At 58.0% G+C, this 21,521-nt stretch carries 26 protein-coding genes; 8 read left to right on the forward strand and 18 right to left on the reverse strand.

The genetic code is table 11. The annotated features are described in order from the left end of the window. Positions 1–92 precede the first annotated feature (92 nt). The 6 genes from recF to mutM form a co-directional block, all read right to left on the reverse strand. The gene (recF, locus tag IEV82_RS03730; protein WP_188480593.1) at positions 93–1,202 is read right to left on the reverse strand and encodes a DNA replication/repair protein RecF; all 1,110 of its coding nucleotides are present in this window, start codon (positions 1,200–1,202) and stop codon (positions 93–95) included. A 29-nt stretch (positions 1,203–1,231) separates the two neighbouring features. Continuing rightward, positions 1,232–2,350: a DNA polymerase III subunit beta gene (gene dnaN, locus IEV82_RS03735; protein ID WP_188480594.1), complete on the reverse strand. Its 1,119-nt coding sequence runs from the start codon at positions 2,348–2,350 to the stop codon at positions 1,232–1,234. Positions 2,351–2,504: 154 nt separating this feature from the next. Further along, complete coding sequence (gene dnaA / locus IEV82_RS03740; protein ID WP_229747649.1) at positions 2,505–3,887, reverse strand: chromosomal replication initiator protein DnaA; 1,383 nt, start codon at positions 3,885–3,887, stop codon at positions 2,505–2,507. Between the two features lie 472 nt (positions 3,888–4,359). After that, the gene (gene rpsT, locus IEV82_RS03745; RefSeq protein ID WP_188480595.1) at positions 4,360–4,623 is read right to left on the reverse strand and encodes a 30S ribosomal protein S20; all 264 of its coding nucleotides are present in this window, start codon (positions 4,621–4,623) and stop codon (positions 4,360–4,362) included. A gap of 156 nt (positions 4,624–4,779) precedes the next feature. Continuing rightward, complete coding sequence (locus tag IEV82_RS03750; RefSeq protein ID WP_188480596.1) at positions 4,780–5,556, reverse strand: enoyl-CoA hydratase; 777 nt, start codon at positions 5,554–5,556, stop codon at positions 4,780–4,782. A gap of 65 nt (positions 5,557–5,621) precedes the next feature. Beyond that, entirely contained in the window at positions 5,622–6,473 is an 852-nt protein-coding gene (gene mutM / locus IEV82_RS03755) for a bifunctional DNA-formamidopyrimidine glycosylase/DNA-(apurinic or apyrimidinic site) lyase (RefSeq protein ID WP_188480597.1), read from the reverse strand. Positions 6,474–6,557: 84 nt separating this feature from the next. Between mutM and ubiE the strand changes: the two genes are divergently transcribed. The 7 genes from ubiE to IEV82_RS03790 all read left to right on the forward strand — a co-directional run bounded on the left by ubiE (position 6,558) and on the right by IEV82_RS03790 (position 13,920). Then, positions 6,558–7,310: a bifunctional demethylmenaquinone methyltransferase/2-methoxy-6-polyprenyl-1,4-benzoquinol methylase UbiE gene (gene ubiE, locus IEV82_RS03760; protein WP_188480598.1), complete on the forward strand. Its 753-nt coding sequence runs from the start codon at positions 6,558–6,560 to the stop codon at positions 7,308–7,310. A 1-nt stretch (position 7,311) separates the two neighbouring features. Further along, a complete protein-coding gene (gene ubiB / locus IEV82_RS03765; RefSeq protein WP_188480599.1) occupies positions 7,312–8,844 on the forward strand; it encodes a 2-polyprenylphenol 6-hydroxylase in 1,533 nt (510 codons plus the stop codon). A 128-nt stretch (positions 8,845–8,972) separates the two neighbouring features. Continuing rightward, positions 8,973–9,584, forward strand: coding sequence for a transglycosylase SLT domain-containing protein (locus IEV82_RS03770; protein ID WP_229747650.1), 612 nt, complete (start codon positions 8,973–8,975; stop codon positions 9,582–9,584). Next, positions 9,584–11,668, forward strand: coding sequence for a flagellar biosynthesis protein FlhA (gene flhA / locus IEV82_RS03775; protein ID WP_188480600.1), 2,085 nt, complete (start codon positions 9,584–9,586; stop codon positions 11,666–11,668). The genes IEV82_RS03770 and flhA overlap by 1 nt, the downstream gene beginning before the upstream one ends. Positions 11,669–11,670: 2 nt before the next feature. Continuing rightward, positions 11,671–12,438 (forward strand): flagellar biosynthetic protein FliR, encoded by a 768-nt coding sequence (locus tag IEV82_RS03780; protein WP_188480601.1) that lies wholly within the window; start codon positions 11,671–11,673, stop codon positions 12,436–12,438. Then, positions 12,435–13,517 carry an EscU/YscU/HrcU family type III secretion system export apparatus switch protein gene (locus IEV82_RS03785; protein WP_188480602.1) on the forward strand — a complete coding sequence of 361 codons (1,083 nt, stop codon included), beginning with the start codon at positions 12,435–12,437 and terminating at the stop codon, positions 13,515–13,517. The genes IEV82_RS03780 and IEV82_RS03785 overlap by 4 nt, the downstream gene beginning before the upstream one ends. After that, positions 13,504–13,920 carry a hypothetical protein gene (locus IEV82_RS03790; protein ID WP_188480603.1) on the forward strand — a complete coding sequence of 139 codons (417 nt, stop codon included), beginning with the start codon at positions 13,504–13,506 and terminating at the stop codon, positions 13,918–13,920. Before IEV82_RS03785 ends, IEV82_RS03790 begins: the two co-directional genes overlap by 14 nt. Here the strand turns inward: IEV82_RS03790 and IEV82_RS03795 are convergent. The 9 genes from IEV82_RS03795 to IEV82_RS03835 form a co-directional block, all read right to left on the reverse strand. Next, positions 13,917–14,321: a flagellar basal body-associated protein FliL gene (locus IEV82_RS03795; RefSeq protein ID WP_188480604.1), complete on the reverse strand. Its 405-nt coding sequence runs from the start codon at positions 14,319–14,321 to the stop codon at positions 13,917–13,919. The two genes, IEV82_RS03790 and IEV82_RS03795, sit on opposite strands and share 4 nt — an antisense overlap. A gap of 116 nt (positions 14,322–14,437) precedes the next feature. Continuing rightward, a complete protein-coding gene (gene flgH, locus IEV82_RS03800) occupies positions 14,438–15,169 on the reverse strand; it encodes a flagellar basal body L-ring protein FlgH (protein ID WP_188480605.1) in 732 nt (243 codons plus the stop codon). 1 nt (position 15,170) lies between these two features. After that, a complete protein-coding gene (gene flgA, locus IEV82_RS03805) occupies positions 15,171–15,578 on the reverse strand; it encodes a flagellar basal body P-ring formation chaperone FlgA (RefSeq protein WP_229747651.1) in 408 nt (135 codons plus the stop codon). An 11-nt stretch (positions 15,579–15,589) separates the two neighbouring features. Continuing rightward, positions 15,590–16,375 carry a flagellar basal-body rod protein FlgG gene (flgG, locus tag IEV82_RS03810; RefSeq protein ID WP_188480607.1) on the reverse strand — a complete coding sequence of 262 codons (786 nt, stop codon included), beginning with the start codon at positions 16,373–16,375 and terminating at the stop codon, positions 15,590–15,592. A gap of 10 nt (positions 16,376–16,385) precedes the next feature. Further along, positions 16,386–17,099 (reverse strand): flagellar hook-basal body complex protein, encoded by a 714-nt coding sequence (locus tag IEV82_RS03815; RefSeq protein WP_188480608.1) that lies wholly within the window; start codon positions 17,097–17,099, stop codon positions 16,386–16,388. Position 17,100: 1 nt separating this feature from the next. Further along, on the reverse strand, positions 17,101–17,370 hold the full coding sequence (locus IEV82_RS03820) for a flagellar biosynthetic protein FliQ (protein ID WP_188480609.1): 270 nt from the start codon (positions 17,368–17,370) through the stop codon (positions 17,101–17,103). A 5-nt stretch (positions 17,371–17,375) separates the two neighbouring features. Then, positions 17,376–17,663 (reverse strand): flagellar hook-basal body complex protein FliE, encoded by a 288-nt coding sequence (gene fliE / locus IEV82_RS03825; RefSeq protein WP_188480610.1) that lies wholly within the window; start codon positions 17,661–17,663, stop codon positions 17,376–17,378. Between the two features lie 24 nt (positions 17,664–17,687). Next, positions 17,688–18,077, reverse strand: coding sequence for a flagellar basal body rod protein FlgC (gene flgC / locus IEV82_RS03830; protein WP_188480611.1), 390 nt, complete (start codon positions 18,075–18,077; stop codon positions 17,688–17,690). Between the two features lie 10 nt (positions 18,078–18,087). Further along, positions 18,088–18,471: a FlgB family protein gene (locus tag IEV82_RS03835; protein WP_188480612.1), complete on the reverse strand. Its 384-nt coding sequence runs from the start codon at positions 18,469–18,471 to the stop codon at positions 18,088–18,090. A gap of 74 nt (positions 18,472–18,545) precedes the next feature. Here IEV82_RS03835 and IEV82_RS03840 point away from each other — a divergent pair, with 74 nt between their 5' ends. Beyond that, the gene (locus IEV82_RS03840; protein WP_229747652.1) at positions 18,546–19,892 is read left to right on the forward strand and encodes a FliI/YscN family ATPase; all 1,347 of its coding nucleotides are present in this window, start codon (positions 18,546–18,548) and stop codon (positions 19,890–19,892) included. A 14-nt stretch (positions 19,893–19,906) separates the two neighbouring features. Here the strand turns inward: IEV82_RS03840 and IEV82_RS03845 are convergent, their stop codons facing one another. Genes IEV82_RS03845 through flaF form a run of 3 tightly spaced genes read right to left on the reverse strand, consistent with a single transcriptional unit; the run spans position 19,907 to position 21,497 of the window. Further along, positions 19,907–20,728, reverse strand: a complete 822-nt coding sequence (locus IEV82_RS03845) for a DUF1217 domain-containing protein (protein ID WP_188480613.1) — start codon at positions 20,726–20,728, stop codon at positions 19,907–19,909. Next, the gene (flbT, locus tag IEV82_RS03850; RefSeq protein ID WP_188480614.1) at positions 20,725–21,129 is read right to left on the reverse strand and encodes a flagellar biosynthesis repressor FlbT; all 405 of its coding nucleotides are present in this window, start codon (positions 21,127–21,129) and stop codon (positions 20,725–20,727) included. The genes IEV82_RS03845 and flbT overlap by 4 nt, the downstream gene beginning before the upstream one ends. Then, positions 21,126–21,497, reverse strand: a complete 372-nt coding sequence (gene flaF / locus IEV82_RS03855) for a flagellar biosynthesis regulator FlaF (protein WP_188480615.1) — start codon at positions 21,495–21,497, stop codon at positions 21,126–21,128. Before flaF ends, flbT begins: the two co-directional genes overlap by 4 nt. Between the last annotated feature and the right edge of the window lie 24 nt (positions 21,498–21,521).

Below are 21,521 nucleotides of genomic sequence, written 5' to 3' on the forward strand. Positions count from 1 at the left end.
TTTTCTGATGATTTTATACGCCAAAGCCAAGGGGTTGTCACGCGACTGACACAAGATTTAGCGGTTCGCGAATTTGGCGTGCCGACAGTTTGTCAGGGCACGGCGCCGGGGAAAACCGACGTGCCCTGGTCTGTCTCGGTCACTTCGTAATACTGTGCCCGGTCTCCCAATTCGCTGAACAGCTCGGGTCCGGTTCCGGTCATCCACGCCTGTGCCCCCAGCGCGCAAATCTCGTCATAAAGCGCAGCCCGCCTGCGGGCATCCAGATGTGCAGCCACCTCGTCAAGCAGGACGATCGGAGGTGCACCAAAGTCCTTGATGAGGGCGCGAGCGTTTGACAGCACCAGCGAGATCAGCAGCGCTTTCTGTTCCCCGGTCGAGCTGTCGGCTGCCGGAACACCCTTGGCGGCAAAGACACCGTAAAGATCGGCGCGATGGGGGCCGACAAGGCTGCGCCCTGCAGCCAGATCGCGAAATCGGCTTTCCTGATAGGCCAGCCGCAGATCATCCTCGGTTTCCGGCATCTCGCCTTCGGTCTGGATCAGGTCAAGTTGGGCCGCCGGAAACTCCGTGCTGGCCTGATCCTGTGCATTGGCGATCCGGTCGAGGGCGCGCACACGGTTTGCATGGATGGCCGCACCTGACTGCGCCATCTGCGCCTCAAGCGCCTTGTACCACATCGGGTCGCGTACCTGGTCCTTGAGCAGCCGATTGCGTTCGCGCATCGCCTTTTCATAGGTCAGAGACTGGTCACCGTGATCCGGGAAAAAGCTGAGCGTCATACGGTCCAGAAAGCGTCTCCGCCCCTCTGCACCCTCGATCCACAGCCTGTCCATGGACGGCAGCAGCCACAGGAGGCGGATCAGTTCGCCCAGCCGGGCCTGTGCTGCGGGTTTGTCGTTGATCCTGACCTGACGCGGTGCGCCTTGCTCTGACTGGAAGCTGATCTCTTGCACACCTTCCGGCGTGTTCACCAGGCCACCGACCTTCCAACCCAGGCCTTCGGGTCGCCGGGTCATCTCCTGCGCCGAGGCGCGCCGCATCCCGCGTCCGGGCGAAAACAGGGACACCGCCTCGATCAGATTGGTCTTTCCTGCGCCGTTGGGTCCGAACAACACGACGGGACGTGCATCGGGCTCAAGCGACACGTGCAGGTGCGAACGGAAATGCGACAGCGTGAGGCGGTTGATGTAAAGCGGCAACAGCGCCCCCTGTTACAGGTGCAGCGTGGTCACACCCGCATCGGCATGACAACGTAAACCGCGCTGGTGTCGTTGCCTTCGCGCATCAGGGTTGGGTCGCCTGAGGAATTGAACATGAAGACGGCGTTTTCGCGGTCCACTTGGCTGGCGATCTCGAGCAGATACTTTGCGTTGAACCCAATCTCGAGACGGTCATCTGAGTAGGCCACAGCCAGTTCTTCCTCGGCGGCACCGCTGTCGGGGGCGTTGACCGACAGGATCAGACGATCTTCGTCAAGCTGCAACTTGACCGCGCGGGAGCGTTCGGACGAGACCGTGGCGACACGGTCAACAGCCCTGGCGAACTCGGCTGCATCGACTTCGAGGCGCCGCGTGTTGCCCTGCGGAATGACGCGGGTGTAATCTGGAAAGGTGCCGTCGATCACCTTGGACGTCAGGGTGATGTCTGGTGTGGCAAAGCGCACCTTGGTTTCGGATACAGAGACAGCAATCTGCATGTCGTCATCATCGAGCAGCTTGCGCATCTCGCCGACGGTCTTGCGGGGAACGATCACGCCGGGCATGTCCGATGCGCCATTTGGCAAAGGTGCATCGATCCGGGCGAGGCGATGGCCATCCGTGGCGACACAGCGCAGAACCTTGCCGTCTTCGCCATCGGCCACGTGCATGTAGACGCCGTTCAGGTAATAGCGGGTTTCCTCGGTGGAGATCGCAAATTTCGACTTGTCGAACAACCTGCGCAGGACCGGAGCAGGGGCCGAGAAGTTCGCGCTGTACTCCGACGACGCCATCACGGGGAAATCTTCTTTCGGCAGGGTCGCCAAGGAAAAATTCGACCGGCCTGCTTCGACAGTCAGGCGACCGGAGGTGCCGTCTTCCGACAGCGATACCAGCGCCCCGTCGGGCAGCTTGCGCACGATCTCGTGCAGGGTAACGGCGGATACCGTGGTCGCGCCTGCGCGTTCGACCTTTGCGATGGCCCGGTCGACCACTTCGATATCGAGGTCGGTTGCCCGGAACTGGACAGTGTCGCCCTCGGCCTCGATCAGGACGTTGGCCAGGATCGGAATGGTGTTGCGCCGTTCGACAACGGATTGCGCCTGCGACACCGCCTTGAGCAGCGTTCCGCGTTCCATGCTGAATTTCATGCGTTTATCCCCCGACTGACCGGACGACGACAGTAACCCGCATCAGGGTTGCTCTCCAAGCCCTTGTTTTGCAATTTCTTGGCCGGATTGGGCGCAGGGTCAAGGGCGGGCGTGTCGCAAGTCACGCGACAGCCGCGTTTGTGGTGTCTGGGACTCAGGCTTCGAGCGAACGACGGAGCAATTCAACGTCTTCCGCGATCTGTGCATCCTGTTTTCTGAGCTCTTCGATGCGGCGGACGCCGTGCATGACCGTGGTGTGATCCCGGCCACCGAAATGGCGGCCGATTTCAGGCAGCGACCGTGTGGTCAGTTGCTTGCACAGGTACATCGCGATCTGGCGGGGGCGGGCGAAGGTGCGCACACGCTTGGGACCGACAAGGTCGGAATGACGGATCAGGTAATGGTCAGCCACCTTGCGCTGGATCTCTTCGATCGACACCTTGCGTTCGGACACGCGCAGGATGTCGGTCAGACATTCCTGTGTCAGGTCCATCGAGATCGGCTTTCCGACCAGCGACGCAAAGGCAAACAGCCGGGTCAGCGCGCCTTCGAGGATACGGACGTTGCTGACGATGCGGGCAGCAAGGAACTCCAGAATGCCACGTTCGACTTCAAGGCCGGGATACATCCGCGCATACATTTCGGATTTGGCCTGAAGAATGCCAAGCCGCAGTTCGTAATCCGTCGGGTGAAGATCGACGACCAGACCGCTTTGCAGGCGCGAACGGATGCGGTTCTCGAGGTCCTTGATCTCGTCCGGAGCGCGATCGGCTGAAATGATGATCTGCTTGTGCTGGTCAACCAGCGCGTTGAACGTGTGGAAGAACTCTTCCTGCGTGCTGTCCTTGCCGGCGATGAACTGCACATCATCCACCATCAGAACGTCGACCGAGCGGAACAATTCCTTGAAGTCCATCATCTTGCGGTCACGCAGCGCCTGAACGAAGCGGTACATGAACTGCTCTGCCGACAGGTTGAGCACGGTGAGGTGCGGATGGCGCGTTCGCAATTCCCACGCGATGGCGTGCATGAGGTGCGTTTTACCAAGACCCACGCCACCATAAAGGAAGAGCGGATTGAACGTCACGGGTCCGCCCTCGGCGACGCGACGGGCGGCGGCGTGTGCCAGCTCGTTCGGTTTGCCGACAACGAAGGTGTCAAAAGTAAACCGCTTGTCCAGCGGTGATCCGTTCAGCGCGTCGGGTGATGAGGCAGGCCGTGTCTGTACCTGTGGCGCCGCAAGTGGTTCGGGCTGGTGATCCTGGGCTGACGCGCAAGCGGCTGCAGTCTTGGCAGCAGTTACGGTATCGAAAACGACACGCCTCACCGTCGGATTCAGCCGTGTGATCTTGGACAGGAGAAGGTCGCCGTAGTTCTGCGACACGTAGTTGCCAAGGAAGTTGGTTGGCACGTTGAAGCGCGCAATGCCTTCCTCTGCGCCGACATATTTCAGTGGTTCGATCCAGCTTTGAAAGCAGTTTGCCCCCATTGACTGATGCAGCTCATCCCGAATCGATCCCCACTGGTCTTGCGTCATTTTTCCCTGTTCCATTGTCTGTATGTGCATCCGCACACTGTCCCCTATTCGGAAGCCAAAGATATGGCGTCCTCGACTCACGTTCTGGAAACGATGAACGAGGCTCTCCGGGACGGACCCGGATGACCAAGATCGGGGTGACGAACACCTGGCAGACGGAGTTCGCTACAGCCCTTGCATCAATATGGACGAGGCGGTTGATTTTGTACCAATTATGCCATCAGGCCAAACTCGAGACATTCTTAGGTCTCGAAACTGTACTGATGGTGCCTGTCCCCCCAGCGCGACGTGACTCGCACTAAAGGTTTATATGGGTCGGCAGAGGTGCGGCAACTGAACTTCGTTGTTGACTCAGGCAAAGCCGGAAAAGAATCTCGGAGCGGTGCAGGCCTGCGCAAGAGCCATAAAAAAACGCCGCCTCGAACGAGACGGCGTCTTGATTTCAAACTGCTGTTTTGTCAGCCGACGATTCTCAGGCGATCGCTTTGACCCGTGCCGCGAGACGGGACACTTTGCGAGACGCGGTGTTCTTGTGGTAGACGCCCTTGGTCACGCCGCGCATGATTTCGGGCTGGGCCGCGCGAAGCGCTGCGGTTGCAGCTTCCTTGTCACCCGAAGCGATCGCTTCTTCGACTTTGCGCAGGAATGTGCGGATGCGCGAACGACGCGCCTTGTTGATGGCGAAACGCTTTTCGTTCTGGTTCGCGCGCTTCTTTGCCTGAGGCGAATTTGCCATGTGATCTATCCTGGTTCGTTACGTTCAAATCGGGTTGCATATGACAGCACGCCCGGAACCAACGACCGGATCGAATCTTGCCTGAGCGGGCATCACACGCATGTATCGGGGGCGTATAGCCCCAGATGATCTTCGTGAAAAGGCCTCTTTTCGCGCCTATCTGTCGCGGAACTGAGCCGTGCGTTTCTCGAGGAAGGCCGCCATGCCCTCTTTCTGGTCCTCGGTCGCAAAGAGCGAGTGGAACAGACGCCGTTCCGCCAACAGACCTTCACTCAGCGTTGTCTCATAGGCGCGGTTGACCGCTTCCTTGACCGCAAAGGTCGCCAGCATGGATTTCTCGGCGATCTTGGACGCTGCGGATTGCGCTTCTTCCATCAGGGATTTTGCTGGAACCACACGGCTGACAAGACCAGAGCGTTCGGCCTCTTCCGCGTCCATGAAACGCCCCGTGAGGTGCATGTCCATGGATTTGGACTTGCCGACAAAGCGCGTCAGACGCTGCGTTCCGCCGATTCCCGCGACGACACCCAGATTGATTTCGGGCTGCCCGAACTTGGCGCTGTCCGCGGCGATGATAAAATCGCACATCATGGCCAGTTCGCATCCACCGCCAAGCGCGTAGCCCGACACAGCTGCGATGATCGGCTTGCGGACCTTGCACACGGCTTGCGATTCCGATCCGAAAAAGTCGGAAAGAAACATTTCGACGAAGGTTTTCTCGGACATCTCCTTGATGTCGGCACCTGCCGCGAAGGCTTTGGATGATCCGGTGAGGATGATGCACCGCACCTTTTCGTTGCCGTCTGCATCTTCAAGAGCGCTTGCCAACTCTGACAACAATTGACTGTTGAGCGCGTTCAACGCGTCCGGCCGATTCAGTTTTATGGTGGCAACATGATCTTCGATTTCGACGATGATCGTCTCATAAGCCATGAGTGAGGGCTCCATTCGGTGATCTCAGGGATGCAGCCTTACGCATCTGCCGGGCAGCGTTCAAGTTATCTTTGACAGGTCGGACAATAGAAAGTGGATCGTCCTGATTGAACGATCCTGCGGATGGTCGACTGGCAGTCGGCGGAGCGGCAGGGCTCGCCCTCGCGCCCGTAAACGTCAAAGCTGTGCTGGAAATATCCAAGTTCTCCATCGGCTTGCCGGAAGTCGCGCAGCGATGACCCACCCGCCCGGATCGCGTCGGACAACACGTCCCGGATGACAGGAACAAGCCCCGAGATGCGGTCTTTCGACACTCGGCGCGCGGCGCGGGCGGGATGAATTTTTGACCGAAAAAGCGCCTCGCAGACATAGATGTTGCCCAGGCCCGCGACCGTCTTCTGATCGAGAAGCGCCGATTTCATCGGTGTGTTGCGGTTGAACAAAGCCGTCACGAGGTAGTTTTCGTCAAAGCTGTTGCCCAAAGGCTCTGGGCCGATCGCTGCCAGAAGCGGGTGAGAATCTCCGTCAGCAGTCGGGAAAAGATCCATCGCGCCAAAGCGACGGGGATCGTTGAAGGTGATGCGCGCGCCGTTCTCCATCTCGAACACAACGTGGTCGTGCTTTTCGGGTGCCGGGTGGCCATGCACGAACTGCCCCAAGGGATCGCCGGACACGAGCATCCGCCCGGACATGCCCAGATGGATCAGCGCGGTTTCTCCGCTGTCGAGATCGGCCAGGATGTATTTTGACCGGCGTCGCAGCCTCAGAACCCGCTTTCCGGTCAGACGTGCGGCCATGTTTTCGGGAAAGGGCCAGCGCAGATCGGGGCGATTGACCTGCGCGCGGGAAATGACAAAGCCCTCCATCGCGGGGGCCAGCCCGCGTCGAACCGTCTCAACCTCTGGTAATTCGGGCATTCTGGGTGTCCTGCTCGTGTCGTCGCATTGTATCGCCGGGTGGGCGCTCTATAAGAAAGTCTGGCACGGGAAACGGCAAGGCTTATGGCAGACGAAAATCAAACAACCACGCATTTCGGGTTTCAGGATGTGCCTGAAAGCGAAAAGGCGGGCCGCGTTCAGGGTGTGTTCAGCTCTGTCGCCTCGAAATACGACGTCATGAATGATGCCATGTCCTTTGGCATCCACCGCATCTGGAAGGATGCGATGATGGATTGGCTCGCGCCGCGCGCGGGACAACGGCTGCTGGATGTGGCTGGTGGGACCGGGGATGTGTCCTTTCGGTTTCTCAAGCGCGCGGGCCGTGGCCATGCGACGGTGCTTGACCTGACCGAACCGATGTTGATCGAAGGCCGCAAGCGCGCCGAGGCGAACGCGATGAGCGACAGCCTTGACTGGGTGGTCGGTGACGCGATGCATCTGCCTTTTGAAGCCAATACGTTCGACGTCTACACGATTTCCTTCGGCATCCGGAACGTGACCCGTCCTCAGGAAGCACTGAACGAAGCGTTTCGTGTCCTGCGTCCGGGTGGCCGATTGATGGTGCTTGAGTTCAGCCAGATTCCCAACGAGATGATGCAAAAGGTCTATGACCTTTACTCCTTCAACATCATCCCGCGCATGGGGCAGATGATCGCGAATGACCGCGACAGCTATCAGTACCTTGTCGAGTCGATCCGCAAGTTTCCTGATCAGGACACATTTCTTGGGATGGTCCGGCACGCAGGATTCGAGAATGCCAAGTACCGCAACCTGAGCATGGGGATCGCCTGCCTGCATTCGGGGTGGAAAATCTGACGTGAGAGGGCCGCACAACATACTGCGCCTGATCCGTACGGGCGCGACGCTGGAGCGTACCGGGGCGATGGGTGTCGTTCTCGATGCTTTCGATGCGCCAAAACCCTTGCGTGTCGCCGCAAGATTGCTGGGCTGGCCCTTCAAGTGGCTCGGGTACAATGGCGATCCTGCCGTGCCGCCCGCGCCGCGCGCCCTGACTGCCCTTGGTCCGGCCTATATCAAGTTCGGGCAGGTTCTCAGCACACGCCCTGATGTCGTCGGCGACGAGATGGCGACACAACTGCGCGTTTTGCAGGACAAGCTGCCACCGTTTTCGGTTGCAGAGGCAAAACAGATGGTCGCATCTGAACTGGGCGTTCCTGTCGATACGGTGTTTTCGGAATTCAGCGAGCCCGTTGCAGCGGCCTCGATTGCGCAGGTTCACAAGGCAAAGCTGGCCCTGACCGGTGAAACGGTCGCGGTAAAGGTGCTGAGACCGAACATCGAAAAGGATTTCCGCAAGGACATCGACGCCTTCTATTTTGCCGCCAGCCTCATCGAGCTTTTGTCGCCATCCTCCCGCCGATTGCGGCCCATGGACGTGATCACCCATTTCGAAGGCGTCGTGATGGGTGAACTGGATTTGCGGCTTGAATCAGCCGCTGCCTCTGAATTTGCTTCGAACACGGCACAGGATGACGGGTTCCAGCTACCTGAGATCAAATGGGATCTGTCCAGCCGTCGCGTCATGACCATGAGCTGGGCCGACGGTCTGCCGCTTGGTGACAACGATGCGCTGGATGCCGCAGGTCACGACCGGGTCGCGCTGAGCGAACGGGTTTTGCAGCTTTTCCTGCAACACGCGCTGCGCGACGGGTTTTTCCACGCAGACATGCATCAGGGCAACCTCAAGGTCGCGCCCAATGGTGATATCATTGCCCTCGATTTCGGCATCATGGGCCATATCGACGAATACACCCGCCGGGTCTATGCCGAGATCCTCTATGGGTTTATCCGGCGCGACTACAAACGCGTGGCCGAGGTGCATTTCGAAGCGGGCTACGTGCCCAATGATCGCGATGTGGATGAATTCGCGCGCGCTTTGCGGGCTGTGGGTGAGCCGATCTTCGGCATGGATGCAACGCGGATCTCCATGGGACGGCTGCTCAGCTATCTCTTCGAGGTGACCGAACGGTTCGGCATGGAAACCCGGACCGAACTGATCCTGCTGCAGCGCACCATGGTTGTTGTCGAAGGCGTGGCGCGGTCGCTTGATCCCAAGATGAACATCTGGAACGTCGCCAAGCCGATCGTCGAAGATTACATCAAGACCAGCATCGGTCCTCGGGCCTTTGCCAAGGATCTCGGAAAAACCGCGCTTGTTCTTGCGCGCTTCGGGCCTCGGCTTCCCGGCCTGATGGAGCAACTGCTGATCGAACAGGCCCAGGGCACGCCCGAACCGAAAAAGAACCCGGCGCGGGCGGCTGTACTGTGGGCCTTGGTCGGTGCCGTGATCGGTGGTGGGCTTGTGGCAATTGTCGAAGTCTTTTTCTAAACTTGACGCGGGCTTCGTAACCAAATCCTAACCCTCCGGACCGTACGTTCTGCCAAACCGCAGAATGCGAGGGCCGTGATTTGAACGGAATTTGGGCGAAACCGGTGGTGTTTGGTTTGCTGGCTTCAGTGACACTGGCGACAGCGTCTTATGCCAGCCTATGCGATGTCGCGGCGCAACGGGCTTCTGCTGAAACAGGTGTTCCGCTGGATGTCATGCTGACGATCACGCGGCTGGAAACCGGGCGCGGAAACACCGGTGATCCCTGGCCCTGGACGGTCAATCATGCAGGTGACGGGTCGTGGTTCCAAACCGAGGATGACGCAAGGTCTTACGTGTTTTCCAAGGTGAAAAACGGGGTGTCGAATATCGACATCGGGTGTTTCCAGATCAATTACCGCTGGCATGCGGACGGGTTCCGATCGCTCGACGATATGTTCAATCCTGATCTCAACGCGCTCTATGCTGGGCGCTTTCTGACCCAGCTGTACCGTGAATTCGGCACCTGGACCGAAGCTGCGGGCGCCTATCACAGCCGAACTCCGGTACATGCAGAGCGCTACAAGGCGAAGTTTCAAGATATCCTGACCCGGGTCGCCGAACTTGAGCCGGGTCACATGACATTGCCGCAAACCGGCGGCTCACCTTGGGGGCATGGCGGGACGGCGAGACCCGGATCGCTGTTCCTGTCCGACATGGCCAAGGCGCAACCCTTCATCGCTTTGCCAAGGACAAACTGATGGGTGCGACCGTCCAAAAACTCTTCGCCAAGCCGACGGTTATCCTCGCCGTTGCGCTGATGGCGATCATTGTCATGATGATCCTGCCGGTGCCTGCCTTCATCCTCGATATCGGTTTGGCTGCATCTTTTGCGCTTGCGATCCTGATCTTCACGGTCACGCTGTTTGTGGAAAAGCCGCTCGATTTTTCCGCATTCCCCACCATTCTCCTGGCATCCCTGATGCTCCGGTTGTCGCTGAACATCAGTTCGACCAAGCTGATCATCGGCGAAGGTCACACCGGAACCGACGCGGCGGGGAACGTGATCCAAGGCTTTGCCGATTTCGTCATGGGCGGCAGCGTCTTTCTGGGGCTTGTGGTCTTTTGCGTTCTGCTGATCGTGAATTTCGTGGTCATCACGAAAGGTGCCACGCGCATGGCCGAAGTGGGCGCGAGGTTCGCGCTTGACGGGATGCCGGGCAAGCAATTGGCCATCGACAGCGACATGGCAGCCGGGGCCATCACCCACACCGAGGCGCGCGCGCGGCGTGAACGCGAATTGCAGGAAACCACCTTTTTCGGCTCTCTCGACGGGGCTTCGAAATTCGTCAAGGGGGATGCCGTTGCCGGCCTATTGATCACTCTGCTCAACATCGTCGTCGGGCTCATCATGGGGACCGTCGTACACGGTATGCCCATCGGCGCCGCGTTCGAGACCTATGCGATCCTGACGGTCGGTGACGGGCTGGTCACGCAGATCCCCGCTGTCATCATCTCTATTGCCGCCGCACTTCTTCTCGCGCGGGGTGGCGCCACCGGATCGACCGATCTGGCCATCACATCTCAACTGGGACGCCATCCGGCGGCGCTTGCTACGGTGGGTGTGCTCATGGTGCTTTTCGCGCTCGTCCCGGGCCTGCCGGTTGTGCCGTTCCTGACCGGTGGGGTGATCCTTGGGGGGCTGGCCTATTGGGTCAGCCGTCGGGACGACGCCGCCGAGAGCGATGAGACCAAGGAAAAACCGAGCCTCACACCACGCGAGCGCCCGATCGGCGATGTTCTGGATCTTGACGACATTCACGTCGAATTCGCCCCCGACCTCGTCGACATGGTGCTTGATCCCGCCAGCGGGCTGGATTCCCGCATCACCAACATGAGGACCCATATTGCCAAAAGCTTTGGGATCATCATGCCCGAAGTGCGGTTGACCGACGATGCCATGCTCCGGGATGGCACGTATGTCTTGCGCGTGCATGGTGTCGAGGTCGCGCGCGGAGTTCTGCATCCCGACCTGATGCTGGCCCTGATCCCGGAGGATACGAAGTCAATTCCAAGCGGGACAGATGTGGAAGAACCGGTTTACGGCGCGCCGGCACGATGGATTCAACATTCCGAACGCGAGGACGCGCAGCTGAGTGGGCTGACCGTCGTGTCCCCAAGCGAAGTTCTTGCCACGCACCTGCTCGAAGTGATCAAGCGCAACCTTGGCCGTCTTCTGACGATGAAGTCCCTCAAGCGGCTTCTGGATGAACTAGGGACGCTGTCCAATCCCGGTCGCGCCGAGGCGAACCGGGTGCTGATCGAGCAGACCATCCCGGACAAGGTGCCGATGGACACGCTGTTGCAGGTTCTCAAGCTCCTGCTGGATGAGCAGGTGTCAGTCCGCAACTTCCAGCTCATTCTCGAAGGTATTGCCGAGACACGCGGTCAGGGACATTCGGCAGACTCCATTTGTGAGCACGTGCGCCAGAGGCTTGGGTTCCAGTTGGTCGCGGCCATGCGCCGGGAAGACGGGACCATCCCGCTTGTGCATCTGGCATCCGATTGGGAAAAGCGGTTCGCGGAATGCGAAGTGCTCAGCGACCGGGGCGCACCGGATGTGGCTCTGCCGCCAAAGGACTTTGAAAACCTGTCCAGACGCATCGCGGAGGAATTGGCGCGCGCCAGCAAGAACGGCGTTTTCCCCGCTCTTGTCACGCCGGGTCGGCGTCGAAGGTTCCTGCGCAGCATCCTGACGGCCAAAGGCATCAGCAACCCTGTCATGGCCTTCGAAGAGATCGGCCTGGACGCAAAGCCCGCGCTGGTCGGCACGATAACGGTCTAGACGTGATCGAGGGGTTCTTCGCCGAGATCAACAGCCAGATGTGGCTGGTCGGTGCGGTGTTCCTGCGGATCGGTCCGGCCATCTACCTAGCCCCGGGTTTCGGCGAAAGCTACGTCTCTGCGCGTGTCCGCCTGTCGTTCGCTGGACTGTTCGCGGTGGCCATTGCACCGGTCCTCGCGCCCTATCTTCCCGAGACCGCGCCGTCCGGTTCGCAACTGTTCGCGTTTCTTCTGCGTGAAACAACCATCGGGTTCTTCATTGGCTTGATGTCGCGCGGGATGATCTTTTTGATTGAAAAGGCGGGTGCGATCATCAGTCAGTCGATTTCGCTGGCCCAGATGCTGGGGAATGCGACGGCCCCGATGCCCGTCATCAGCCATCTTCTGACCACGACCGCAATCGCGATCCTGTTCTCGACAAGCCTGGCCGACCAGATGCTCTATTCCTTTGTCGCGGGCTACAGCCTGGAATTTCCGTCGATCGAAAGGATCACTGGCTATTTCGCGTCGAAGGTGAGCGAGTTGATGAATTTCATCTTCAACCACGCCGTGATTCTGTCATCAGCGTTCCTCAGCGTGATGTTCGTCTATTACCTGTTTATCGGCTTCGTGAACAAAGCCATGCCACAATTCATGGTGTCCTTCATCGGCATCCCGTTCGTGGCGCTGTTTTCGATCCATTTTCTCTATCAGCATCACGAGCTGTTGCTGGACGTCTGGCAGCAAAAAGCGCAGATCATTCTCATGCTGCCTTACGGTGGACGACCGTGAGCGAGACAGGTGAAGACCAGAACGACAAACCTTATGAAGCAACCCGGCGCAAGCTCGAGGAGGCGCGCAAGAAGGGCGAAATCGTACGGTCTCAGGACGTTGTCGCTCTGGTGGCCTTGTCGATTCTGATCCTTGCGACAGAGTTGATGTTTCGCGGTTACATGACCGATATCGTTCAGCATATCCGCGATTTTGTCGCCCGATCCGCGTCCGGGCGAGCCGTGCTTGACGGTGTTGCCGTCTTTGCCGCGGTCACCACTTGGCTGGTGCCCTTTGTGCTCATCTTCTTCGCCGCGCCTTTCGTCCTTATCATCGTAGGGATGGTTGCCACGAAACAGGTTCTGTTCACTGCCGACAAGGTAAAGCCGAAATTGAACCGCCTGTCGCCTCTGTCGAATGCCAAGAAAAAATTCGGATGGTCCGGGCTGTTCGAGTTTGCAAAGAATTTTGTCAAATTTCTGATCTTTGTGGCCCTCCTGACGGTCTTTGTCCGGGACGGTTTTGAGCTGTTTCAAATCTTGATTGTGCGAGCAGAGCACGCGGTGCTTGCGAATATCTACGAGGTCGCGCTCAGGTGGCTCTGGTGCACGCTGGCCGCATTTCTGGTCTTTGCTGTTATTGATGTGCTTTGGCAGGTCCATGACCATGCACGCAAGAACCGCATGTCGCACAAGGAAATGAAGGACGAACACAAGACCGAAGAGGGTGACGAAAACATCCGGCATCAGCGGCGTGTCAAGGCCGAAGAAATTGCGACCAACCGGATGTTGCTGGACGTGCCGAAAGCCTCTGTCGTGATCACCAACCCAACCCATTTCGCTGTCGCTCTGCAGTGGGGTGGCGAAATGGACACGGTGCCGAAATGCGTGGCGCGGGGCACGGATGAAACCGCGCGCAAGATCCGCGAGATCGCGATCCAGTCCGGTGTGCCGCTCTACCGCGATCCGGCCACCGCACGCGAGCTGTATGCCAAGGTAAAGGTGGGCACGATGATCGAACCAAAGCATTACAAGGCGGTTGCCATCGCCATCGGTTATGCCCGCCGCATTCACGCCATGGTGAAAAATGGTCAAAGATAACGGCATTTCCAAGGTTCTCAAGGTGCTCGAGTCGCGGGTTCAGTCGCTTGAGGCACGGCTTGCGACAGAGTTGGTGATGAAGCAGGAACTGCGGTCGAGGCAGGTGGCGATTACCGAGCAGGAACAAGATCTTGGCGCATCGTTGCAGGAAAGGTCAGCTGCGGATCCTGCTGCGTTCAGGTTCGGAGAATTGCGGCTGCACAAGTTGATGGACGATCAGCGCAGGTTGCAACCGGTTCTCGCAAAGGCGGCGATCCAACGCGGACATGTTCAGGAACAGTTGAAAATGGCACTTCGGCAGAAACTGGCTTTGTCATTGCGGCTCGAGCAGTTGGCCAATGATGCAGCCACATCCGAGGATGACCCGCTGCTTGTGCAGTTCGAGATGAAAAAACGTCTTTAGAGCGCGTCCTGACGTGCCATGTCGGTGACAAGCACATTTACATTCTGAAGGCCCAGAACCTCACTTGAGCGGACGCTGAGCGCACGTTTCACCAGTTCAAGCGTTTTGCGAGAGATCATTTCATCCTTGAACCCGTCAAGGGCGGCCAAACTGAAAAGTTCGGCCAGGAATTCATCGCGGAGTTTCGGCTCGAGCGCGCGAACCCGGTCTCCTTGACCGACCTCGACCTCGAGCGCCACGGTCAGTATCACCATCGCACGAACTCGGTTGTCCAGAATCACCGGGACCACGAACTGGCTGGGCAATTTCACGATTTCAAAGCTGTCCGATGCTCCGTCCTGAAGGTCATCCGATGATGTTTCCGACAGCGCATCAGGGGTGGTTGCTTCATTTTGGGACATAGGTTGGTCGTCGGGCGGGGGCGCGAGAAAGATTGCGGCCGCACCTCCGCCAGCCAAACCGAGGATCAGGGCGAGTAGCGGCATGATTTTCTTGAGCATCAATTGGCCTTTCGCGTTTAGAACGGGAGGATGGCGTCCAGCACTTGCTGTCCGATCCGGGGTTGTTGCACGTCGCTGATCTGTCCTCGCCCGCCATAGGAAATCCGTGCAGACGCCATCTTGTCGTAAGTGATTTCATTTTGCCGCGTGATGTCGGCGCGACGAACGAAGCCGGATACGAACAATTCCCGGAGTTCGAAATTCACCCGGACTTCCTGTGTGCCTTCGATCCGCAGAACGCCATTGGGCAGCACGTCGACCACAGTTGCGGCGATCCGGAGTGTCAGCTTCTCGTTCCGCCGGACCGAGCCATTCCCCTGACTTGCGCTGGACGACTCGAGTTCCACGGCGTTGTCGAGGCTGGCCCCTTCCGGAAGTGCACTGTTCCTGCGTTGCGGAATGCCTAGGAGTTGCGGCACACCAAGATTTTCCTGCGCGGATCGGGACCGGGATGTCGTGTTCGAAATTTCGGCCTCATCGTCGATCTCGACCATCACGGTCAGGATATCGCCGGTCGAGTATGCCCTGCGATCCCCGAAGAGCGATGTTTCATCGCCGCTCCACAACGAGGCTTGCCGATAGCTGGATGTGTCCGCGGTTTTGGTTGGCAGGCCGGAATAGATCATGGCCTGCCGCTCAACGCTCTGGGTTTGCGGTGAAAAGGTCGGTGCCTGCCCGACATGGTCCAGCCTGCCGCAATTCGGCAGCACCACCAAAAGGGCCGATGCAATGAGGAAGCGATGTGTCATATCACGGCAACACTCTCAGGGTGCCGCCCTCGAGCACCTCGGCGCGGATGGTGCTGCGCGACGTGATGTTCATGGCGCGGATCACGTCGCCGACGGCCCCACGCTCGAGCGCACGTGCCTCGGTGGCGATGGTCAGACCGTTCAGGACGAATGTCGCCGCGACAAGCTGGTTTCTTTCGATGACCGCTGGTTGGGTTATGTTGGCGATCAGAACCGGTCGCCCCGCATAGATCGCGTGTTTCGCCTCGGCACCGATGACCTGTTCGAGCGATTGCACGGCACCAGTCGTATCGACGTCTTTGACGAACACCGCGTCTGCAGTGATCACCTCGCGGGGTCGGATGGTCGTCTGCGCAAAGACGGTGTCCGCGACGGCGGGCAGGCCGTTCAAGACGAGGCAAAGGGGCAAGAAACACCGCATCACCGCACCTGCGTCGTGGCACCAAGCATCTGGTCGACCGCCGAGATGACCTTGGCATTGAGCTCATAGCCGCGCTGGGCTTCGATCAGTTCCGTCAACTCTCGGACCGGATCAACGGAACTGTCCTCGAGATACCCTTGCCTCAGTGTGCCAAGCCCGTCTTCACCCGGTGTTGCCACCAGTGGACCGCCGGAGGCTTCGGTTTCGGCGAAGAGATTTCCACCAAGCGCTTCGAGGCCCTTGGCATTTGCAAAGCCGACAAGGTTCAGTTGTCCGAGCAGTTGCGGCTCTGCAGTTTCGGCAAAATAGGCGTAAACTTCGCCTTCCGGGTTTATGGAAATGCTGCGCGCGTCCTGTGGGATGACGATTTCTGGCGCGACTGGAAACCCTTCGGAGGTGACGATCAGGCCTTCGGCATTGCGCTTGAGAGATCCGTCCCTGGTATAGCCAGCCTGTCCCGAAGGCATCGTGACCTCAAGATAGCCGTTGCCGTCAATCGCCAGATCGAGGTCCGAATTGGTCTGGCTCAAGGAGCCTTGGGCCAGATGTACAGAAACGGCGGCAGGACGTACGCCGAGGCCAACCTGAACGCCGGTCGGCAAGACCGTTCCGTCAGCGGCGTTCACGGTTCCGGCGCGGGCGATCTGTTGGTAATGGAGGTCCGAAAATTCGGCCCGCCGTGCATTGTAGCCAGTGGTGTTCATGTTCGACAGGTTGTTCGCGATGGTTTCGACCCGCATCTGCTGGGCGGTCATTCCGGTTGCTGCGATCTTGAGAGCGCGCATGGTGGATCCTTTACTTTATGAGTGTCTGGAGGGCGGATTTTGAGCGCTCGTCATCCATGTCGAGCAGCTTTTGACCCATTTCGTAGGCGCGCTGGACTTCGATCATTCGCGTCAATTGCGAAATCGCATCGACATTCGATCCCTCCAGATGGCCTTGCAGCACCAGACCCGAGGTCGCCGGTAAAAGCGCTGCATCGGTCTGGAACAGGACGCCGGATTCCCGTTTGAGGTCGGCGCCTGGTTCCGGTTCGACGACTCCGATCTGCCCTAGCAGCTGATCGCCAAGGCTGATTGTTCCGTCGGATGCGACTTTCACATCGGCCTCGCCCGGCGGCACGTTGATCGGCGCGCCACCGATGTCGAGAACAGGGTTGCCGTCTGATGACACGATGTCGCCGACTGCGTTCACATTGAATGCGCCGGCGCGGGTTAGCCGGACGCCGTTTGGCGTGTCGATCTGGAAAAAGCCGTTTCCTTCGAGGGCAAGATCGAGGGGATTGCCTGTCTGGGTCAGAATGCCCTGGGCGGTCGATGTCTTCTTGACCCGCGCGGCGGCCATCGAAAGGCTGTCACCGCCTTCAACCGCCTGAACGTATTCGGAAAACACCAGACCTTGTTGCCGGAACCCGGTCGTCGCGGCGTTCGCGATGTTGTGCGCGATGATTTCCATTTCGCGCATCAGCCCGGACTGACGCGTCAGTGTGACATATCCTGCGGATTCCATGTCAGCCTCCTGCAATTGAGGGAATGATGATGGTCTGGAAGAAATCGATCAGGCTTTGCGTCATGAAGTTCATTGACGCCCAGAACACCGACAGCATCGCGACCAACTTGGGCACGAACGTCAGGGTCATTTCCTGAATGGATGTGAGTGCCTGGAACAGCCCGATCGAAACGCCGGTGACAAGTGCGGCCAAAAGAACGGGTGCCGAGATCAGAACTGCGATACGCAGCGCTTCACGCAGAACGTCGTAAATGTAGCCATCACCCAGCACCGTCTTCAGACCGGCATACGCAGGATTTCCTGATATGCCTCGACCACCCTGTTGCGGACAGTCACGGCCGTTTCGACAGCCAATTGTGATTGCGACAAGGCCTCGACAAGGGCGTGGGGATCGGCGTTACCGTACATTGACCCCATCGCGACGGATTCTGTTGTGGCCAGCGTCTGTGCGAAATCTTCGGTGATCCGGGCAAAGCTCTGCGCAATCGCGGCGCGGGGATCGGGCTCTGTTGCGGGTTTCAGGGCTGCATATTGCTGGGATGCGAAAAGCGATTTGACGTCCATTGGTGTTCTCCATTCTGGAAAGGGTTACTTGCGCAACAGGTCCATGAGGCCTGAAGACATTTGGCGGGCTTGGTCGAACATCTTGAGGTTCGCCTGGTAACTGCGCTGTGCTTCTCGCGCGTCGGCGATTTCGACGATCAGATCGACATTCGACCCAGTGTAGTGCCCGGATTGATCAGCCATCGGGTGGCCCGGATCGTAGATGCGTTCTCCGGCGTGGCGATCGAGAGCGACTTTTTCAAGCGCGACCTTCGCCATGCCAGAGCGTTCGAGTTCTTCGGAAAATGCCACGGTCTTGCGGCGGTATCCGGGCGTATCTGTATTCGCCACGTTTTCCGCGACGATCCGAAGTCTGTGTGCCTGTGCCTTGAGACCGCTTGAAGAGACGCCAATTGCCTTGGAAAATTCCGACATGCCGATCCTCCTATTGCTTGCTCAATGCGCTGCGGAGCAGGCCGAGAGACGCCCGGTAGACGGCCAGGGCGCGATCATGCTGACGCTTGGCATCCACGGAATTCAGGATTTCCGATTCAAGAACGACACTGTTTCCATTGGGATCGCCATTGGTTCGCGATGAAACAGCCGTGGTCTGCACATCGTTCCGATGCCCCAGATGAGCCGAATGCGTTGTCCGCAGGTCAAACCCAGACCCACTGCCGGCGACCATGTCAGCGAAGGGTCTGATCGTCCTGGCGTGATATCCGGGGGTATCGGAATTGGCGACGTTGCGTGACGTCAGTGCCTGTTTGAGGCCGGCATGGCGTGCCATCGACATGGCAGTTTTGAACACATCCAAATTCTGGAACATTGCAGGGCTTCTCCCTCGTTTCGTTCAACGAAGGCTTAACCCTGATTCCTTTAGAAAGGGTTGTCAGAACCTGAATGGAACGCGCGATGCACAATCCCTCATTGATTCAACTCAAAAGCAAAGTTTCGGATATCGACCGGGCACGCGCGGTGGGTCGGGTGGTTTCCACGGACGGCCACACGATCTGTGTGTCGGGGCTGGAAGATGAAGCACGGTTGGGGGATCGATTGAGGCTTTTGCGGAATGACGGATCCATCTTGATGGGTGATGTTCTGTGCTTGTCGGGCGACGGCCTGACGATGTTGCCGGACGCGTTGCCGCAGCGCATTGCCTTGGCGGATCGCGTGATGTTGAGTGGCCGGCCCTTGATCCATCCGGATCCGTCATGGCTTGGTCGCATCATTGATCCTTACGGCACGCCTCTGGATGGCAAGCCCTTGGTTCCCGGACCTGTGGCTTTGGAAATAGAAAACGAACCACCGCCTGCTGTCTCCCGAAAGTCGCTGGGAGAAAGGTTGGATACGGGATTTCATCTGTTCAACACGATGTTGCCCATCACACGTGGTCAACGTGTCGGGATTTTCGCTGGATCGGGCGTGGGCAAGTCAACGCTTTTGTCCGACCTCATGCAATCCATCGAGGCCGATGTCGTAATCCTAGCTCTGGTCGGAGAGCGCGGGCGAGAAATCAACAATTTTACGCAAAAGGTTCTGGGTCAGTCCGGACTGAAGCACGCGATTGTGGTCGCTGCCAGTGCAGACACCTCCCCGAACGCACGCGTGCGGTGCTCCATGACGGCGATGCGGCTTGCAGAGTTTTTCCGGGATGCGGGCCAGCATGTCCTGCTTTTCATCGACTCGATCACGCGGTTCGCAGAGGCGCACCGAGAGGCTGCGATATCTGCCGGCGCGTTTCCGAGTTTGAGGGGCTTTCCGCCATCCACACCCGCCCAGATCACCAAACTCGCCGAACGGGCTGGCCCTGGAAGGTTTGGAACAGGTGACATCACAGGTATTTTCAGTGTATTGGTTGCTGCTTCGGACATGAATGAGCCCGTTGCAGATATGTTGCGGGGTGTTCTGGACGGTCATGTCATTCTCGACCGCAGGCTTGCGGAGAGGGGCCAGTTTCCAGCGGTCAGCATCTTGCAATCAGTCTCAAGGTCTTTGCCCGAGGCAGCCAATGCCGTCGAGAACGACTTGATTGCGCGCGCCCGACGTCTTGTATCGAAATATCAAGACTCCTCAGCGCTTGTCGATGCAGGCCTGTATACGTCAGGTACTGATCCGGAACTTGATAAGGCTATAGCCTTCGACCGGATTTTCTCGGAATTCTGCATGTCTCGAGTGGTCAGCGGTTCTGGCGAGAGTTTCGAGGCCTTGCGGCTTTGCCTTTTGCGGTGTGGTGGCATGAAAGACTGACCGCTTCAGTGGAATCAGAATTGGCCCAGTTCGCCGGGACGTTTCGGAATTGCATTCAGCAAGGTGAGTGCGTTTTGCAGAGAGGTGCTGCTGTTCAGGGCATCTGACTGCCGCACGCCCAGAAAACGGCGGATAATTTGGTCTACAAGCTGTTCACTCGTCATTTCGGAAAGGTCACTTGTACCAAAAACGCGCCGCGCCTTGTCTTGGATCCGTTCGTGTTGAACGTCGATGTCGAGCTGCGAAAATGCGGTTGGAAGCCCAAGGGAAGTCTGAAACACCTCTCTCAATGGAGGTGTCGCAAGAATTTGGAACCAGCCAGAATTGTTCGAACTGGATGTCTGCCAGAGATTTTTAAGTTCGCGGGAAAATCCAAGAGCCAATCTCATGTCACCATCAGCCTTTCCAATCTCGATTTCAAAGGACTGGTTCTGGAAATTCTCGATTGTCTTGTTGGAAAGGCCGGGTATTTGCTTGTGCATGGGTGGTGCAACCGAGAAATCGAAGTCCTGCGCCAAGGTTTTGTACCTACGATCTGATAGCCTGTTTGCAAGGGCATCAGGATCAATCGCGCCTTCTGCCATGACTGTTTTGATAAAATATCGGTTCTCGATGTCGTTGGAGAGTCCATACGCCCCAAGAACAACGCGCATCAGCCGTCTATCCGATACAATATCTTCCGGCGTGTTGATGTCCGCAAAGCGATCTCGAAAATATACGGAATCCGAAGATGTCTGACCAGCTCCATTGAATGCTGCTTTTTGGGTCGCGAGGGTCGCGTTGAGGATGCTCCAACCTGACAGACCGGTTCCCAACACAAATGGCTGAAAGGTCATTGCTTGTGTCGCAACAGGAGTTGCGCCTCCAGGGGAAGCAACTGCCGGAGTAGCTTCAGACAGGTGTAGGCGTTGCGGTCACCTATTGCGTCTTTTGCCTGCTGGAGAAGAGTCGCACTGTGTTGGTCGCCCAAGATTTCTGACAGGATATGAACTTGTCCAAAAAGCCGTTCCCAAAGAGATTGAGAGTCGACCTCGCCGCTAAGCAGCAATTGAGCGAGGTAGCACGCGCGTCGAACGGGTGTATTGGCTTCGTCCGGATGAATGGCGTCTTTTAGACGCAGGATGTTTGCTTTTGATGTCAGCACGGTAATCCGAGATCGACGTTCGCCGTTTTCGACTACGGCACCATTGATCAAAACTCTTTCCTTTGGGCCAAGTTTCAGGACAAGACCGCTCATTCCATGTTCCTTTTGGATGCAAGCCCCCGCAGAATCGCAAGGTTGATGTCGAGAAGGGGATCAACGCTGAGTGCTTCTGCAAGAGTCTTTCGTGTGTATATTTGAACAAATTCGGACAAATAAAAGATTTTTACGCGCAATTCGCGTGGGAGTCCATTTTGCGAATCTGCCACATCTGCCGCAAGCGTGATCCAGAGTTTTCGATTTTCATGCAGTGCCGCTGCAAAGGTTGGAAAATCCTTATCACGGGTCTCATCAGCGCGCTTGAGACGCCGAGTGGTTTCAAGGATGATCTCGATCTCGGTGTCTTTCGTTGATTTGGTCGGTGTAGATGCGTAGCTCTGGTACGCGTGCATATATGACGCCATTGCCTCAACCTATTCTTGTCATCA

This window comes from Marivita lacus (assembly GCF_014637725.1).
Lineage (GTDB): Bacteria > Pseudomonadota > Alphaproteobacteria > Rhodobacterales > Rhodobacteraceae > Marivita > Marivita lacus.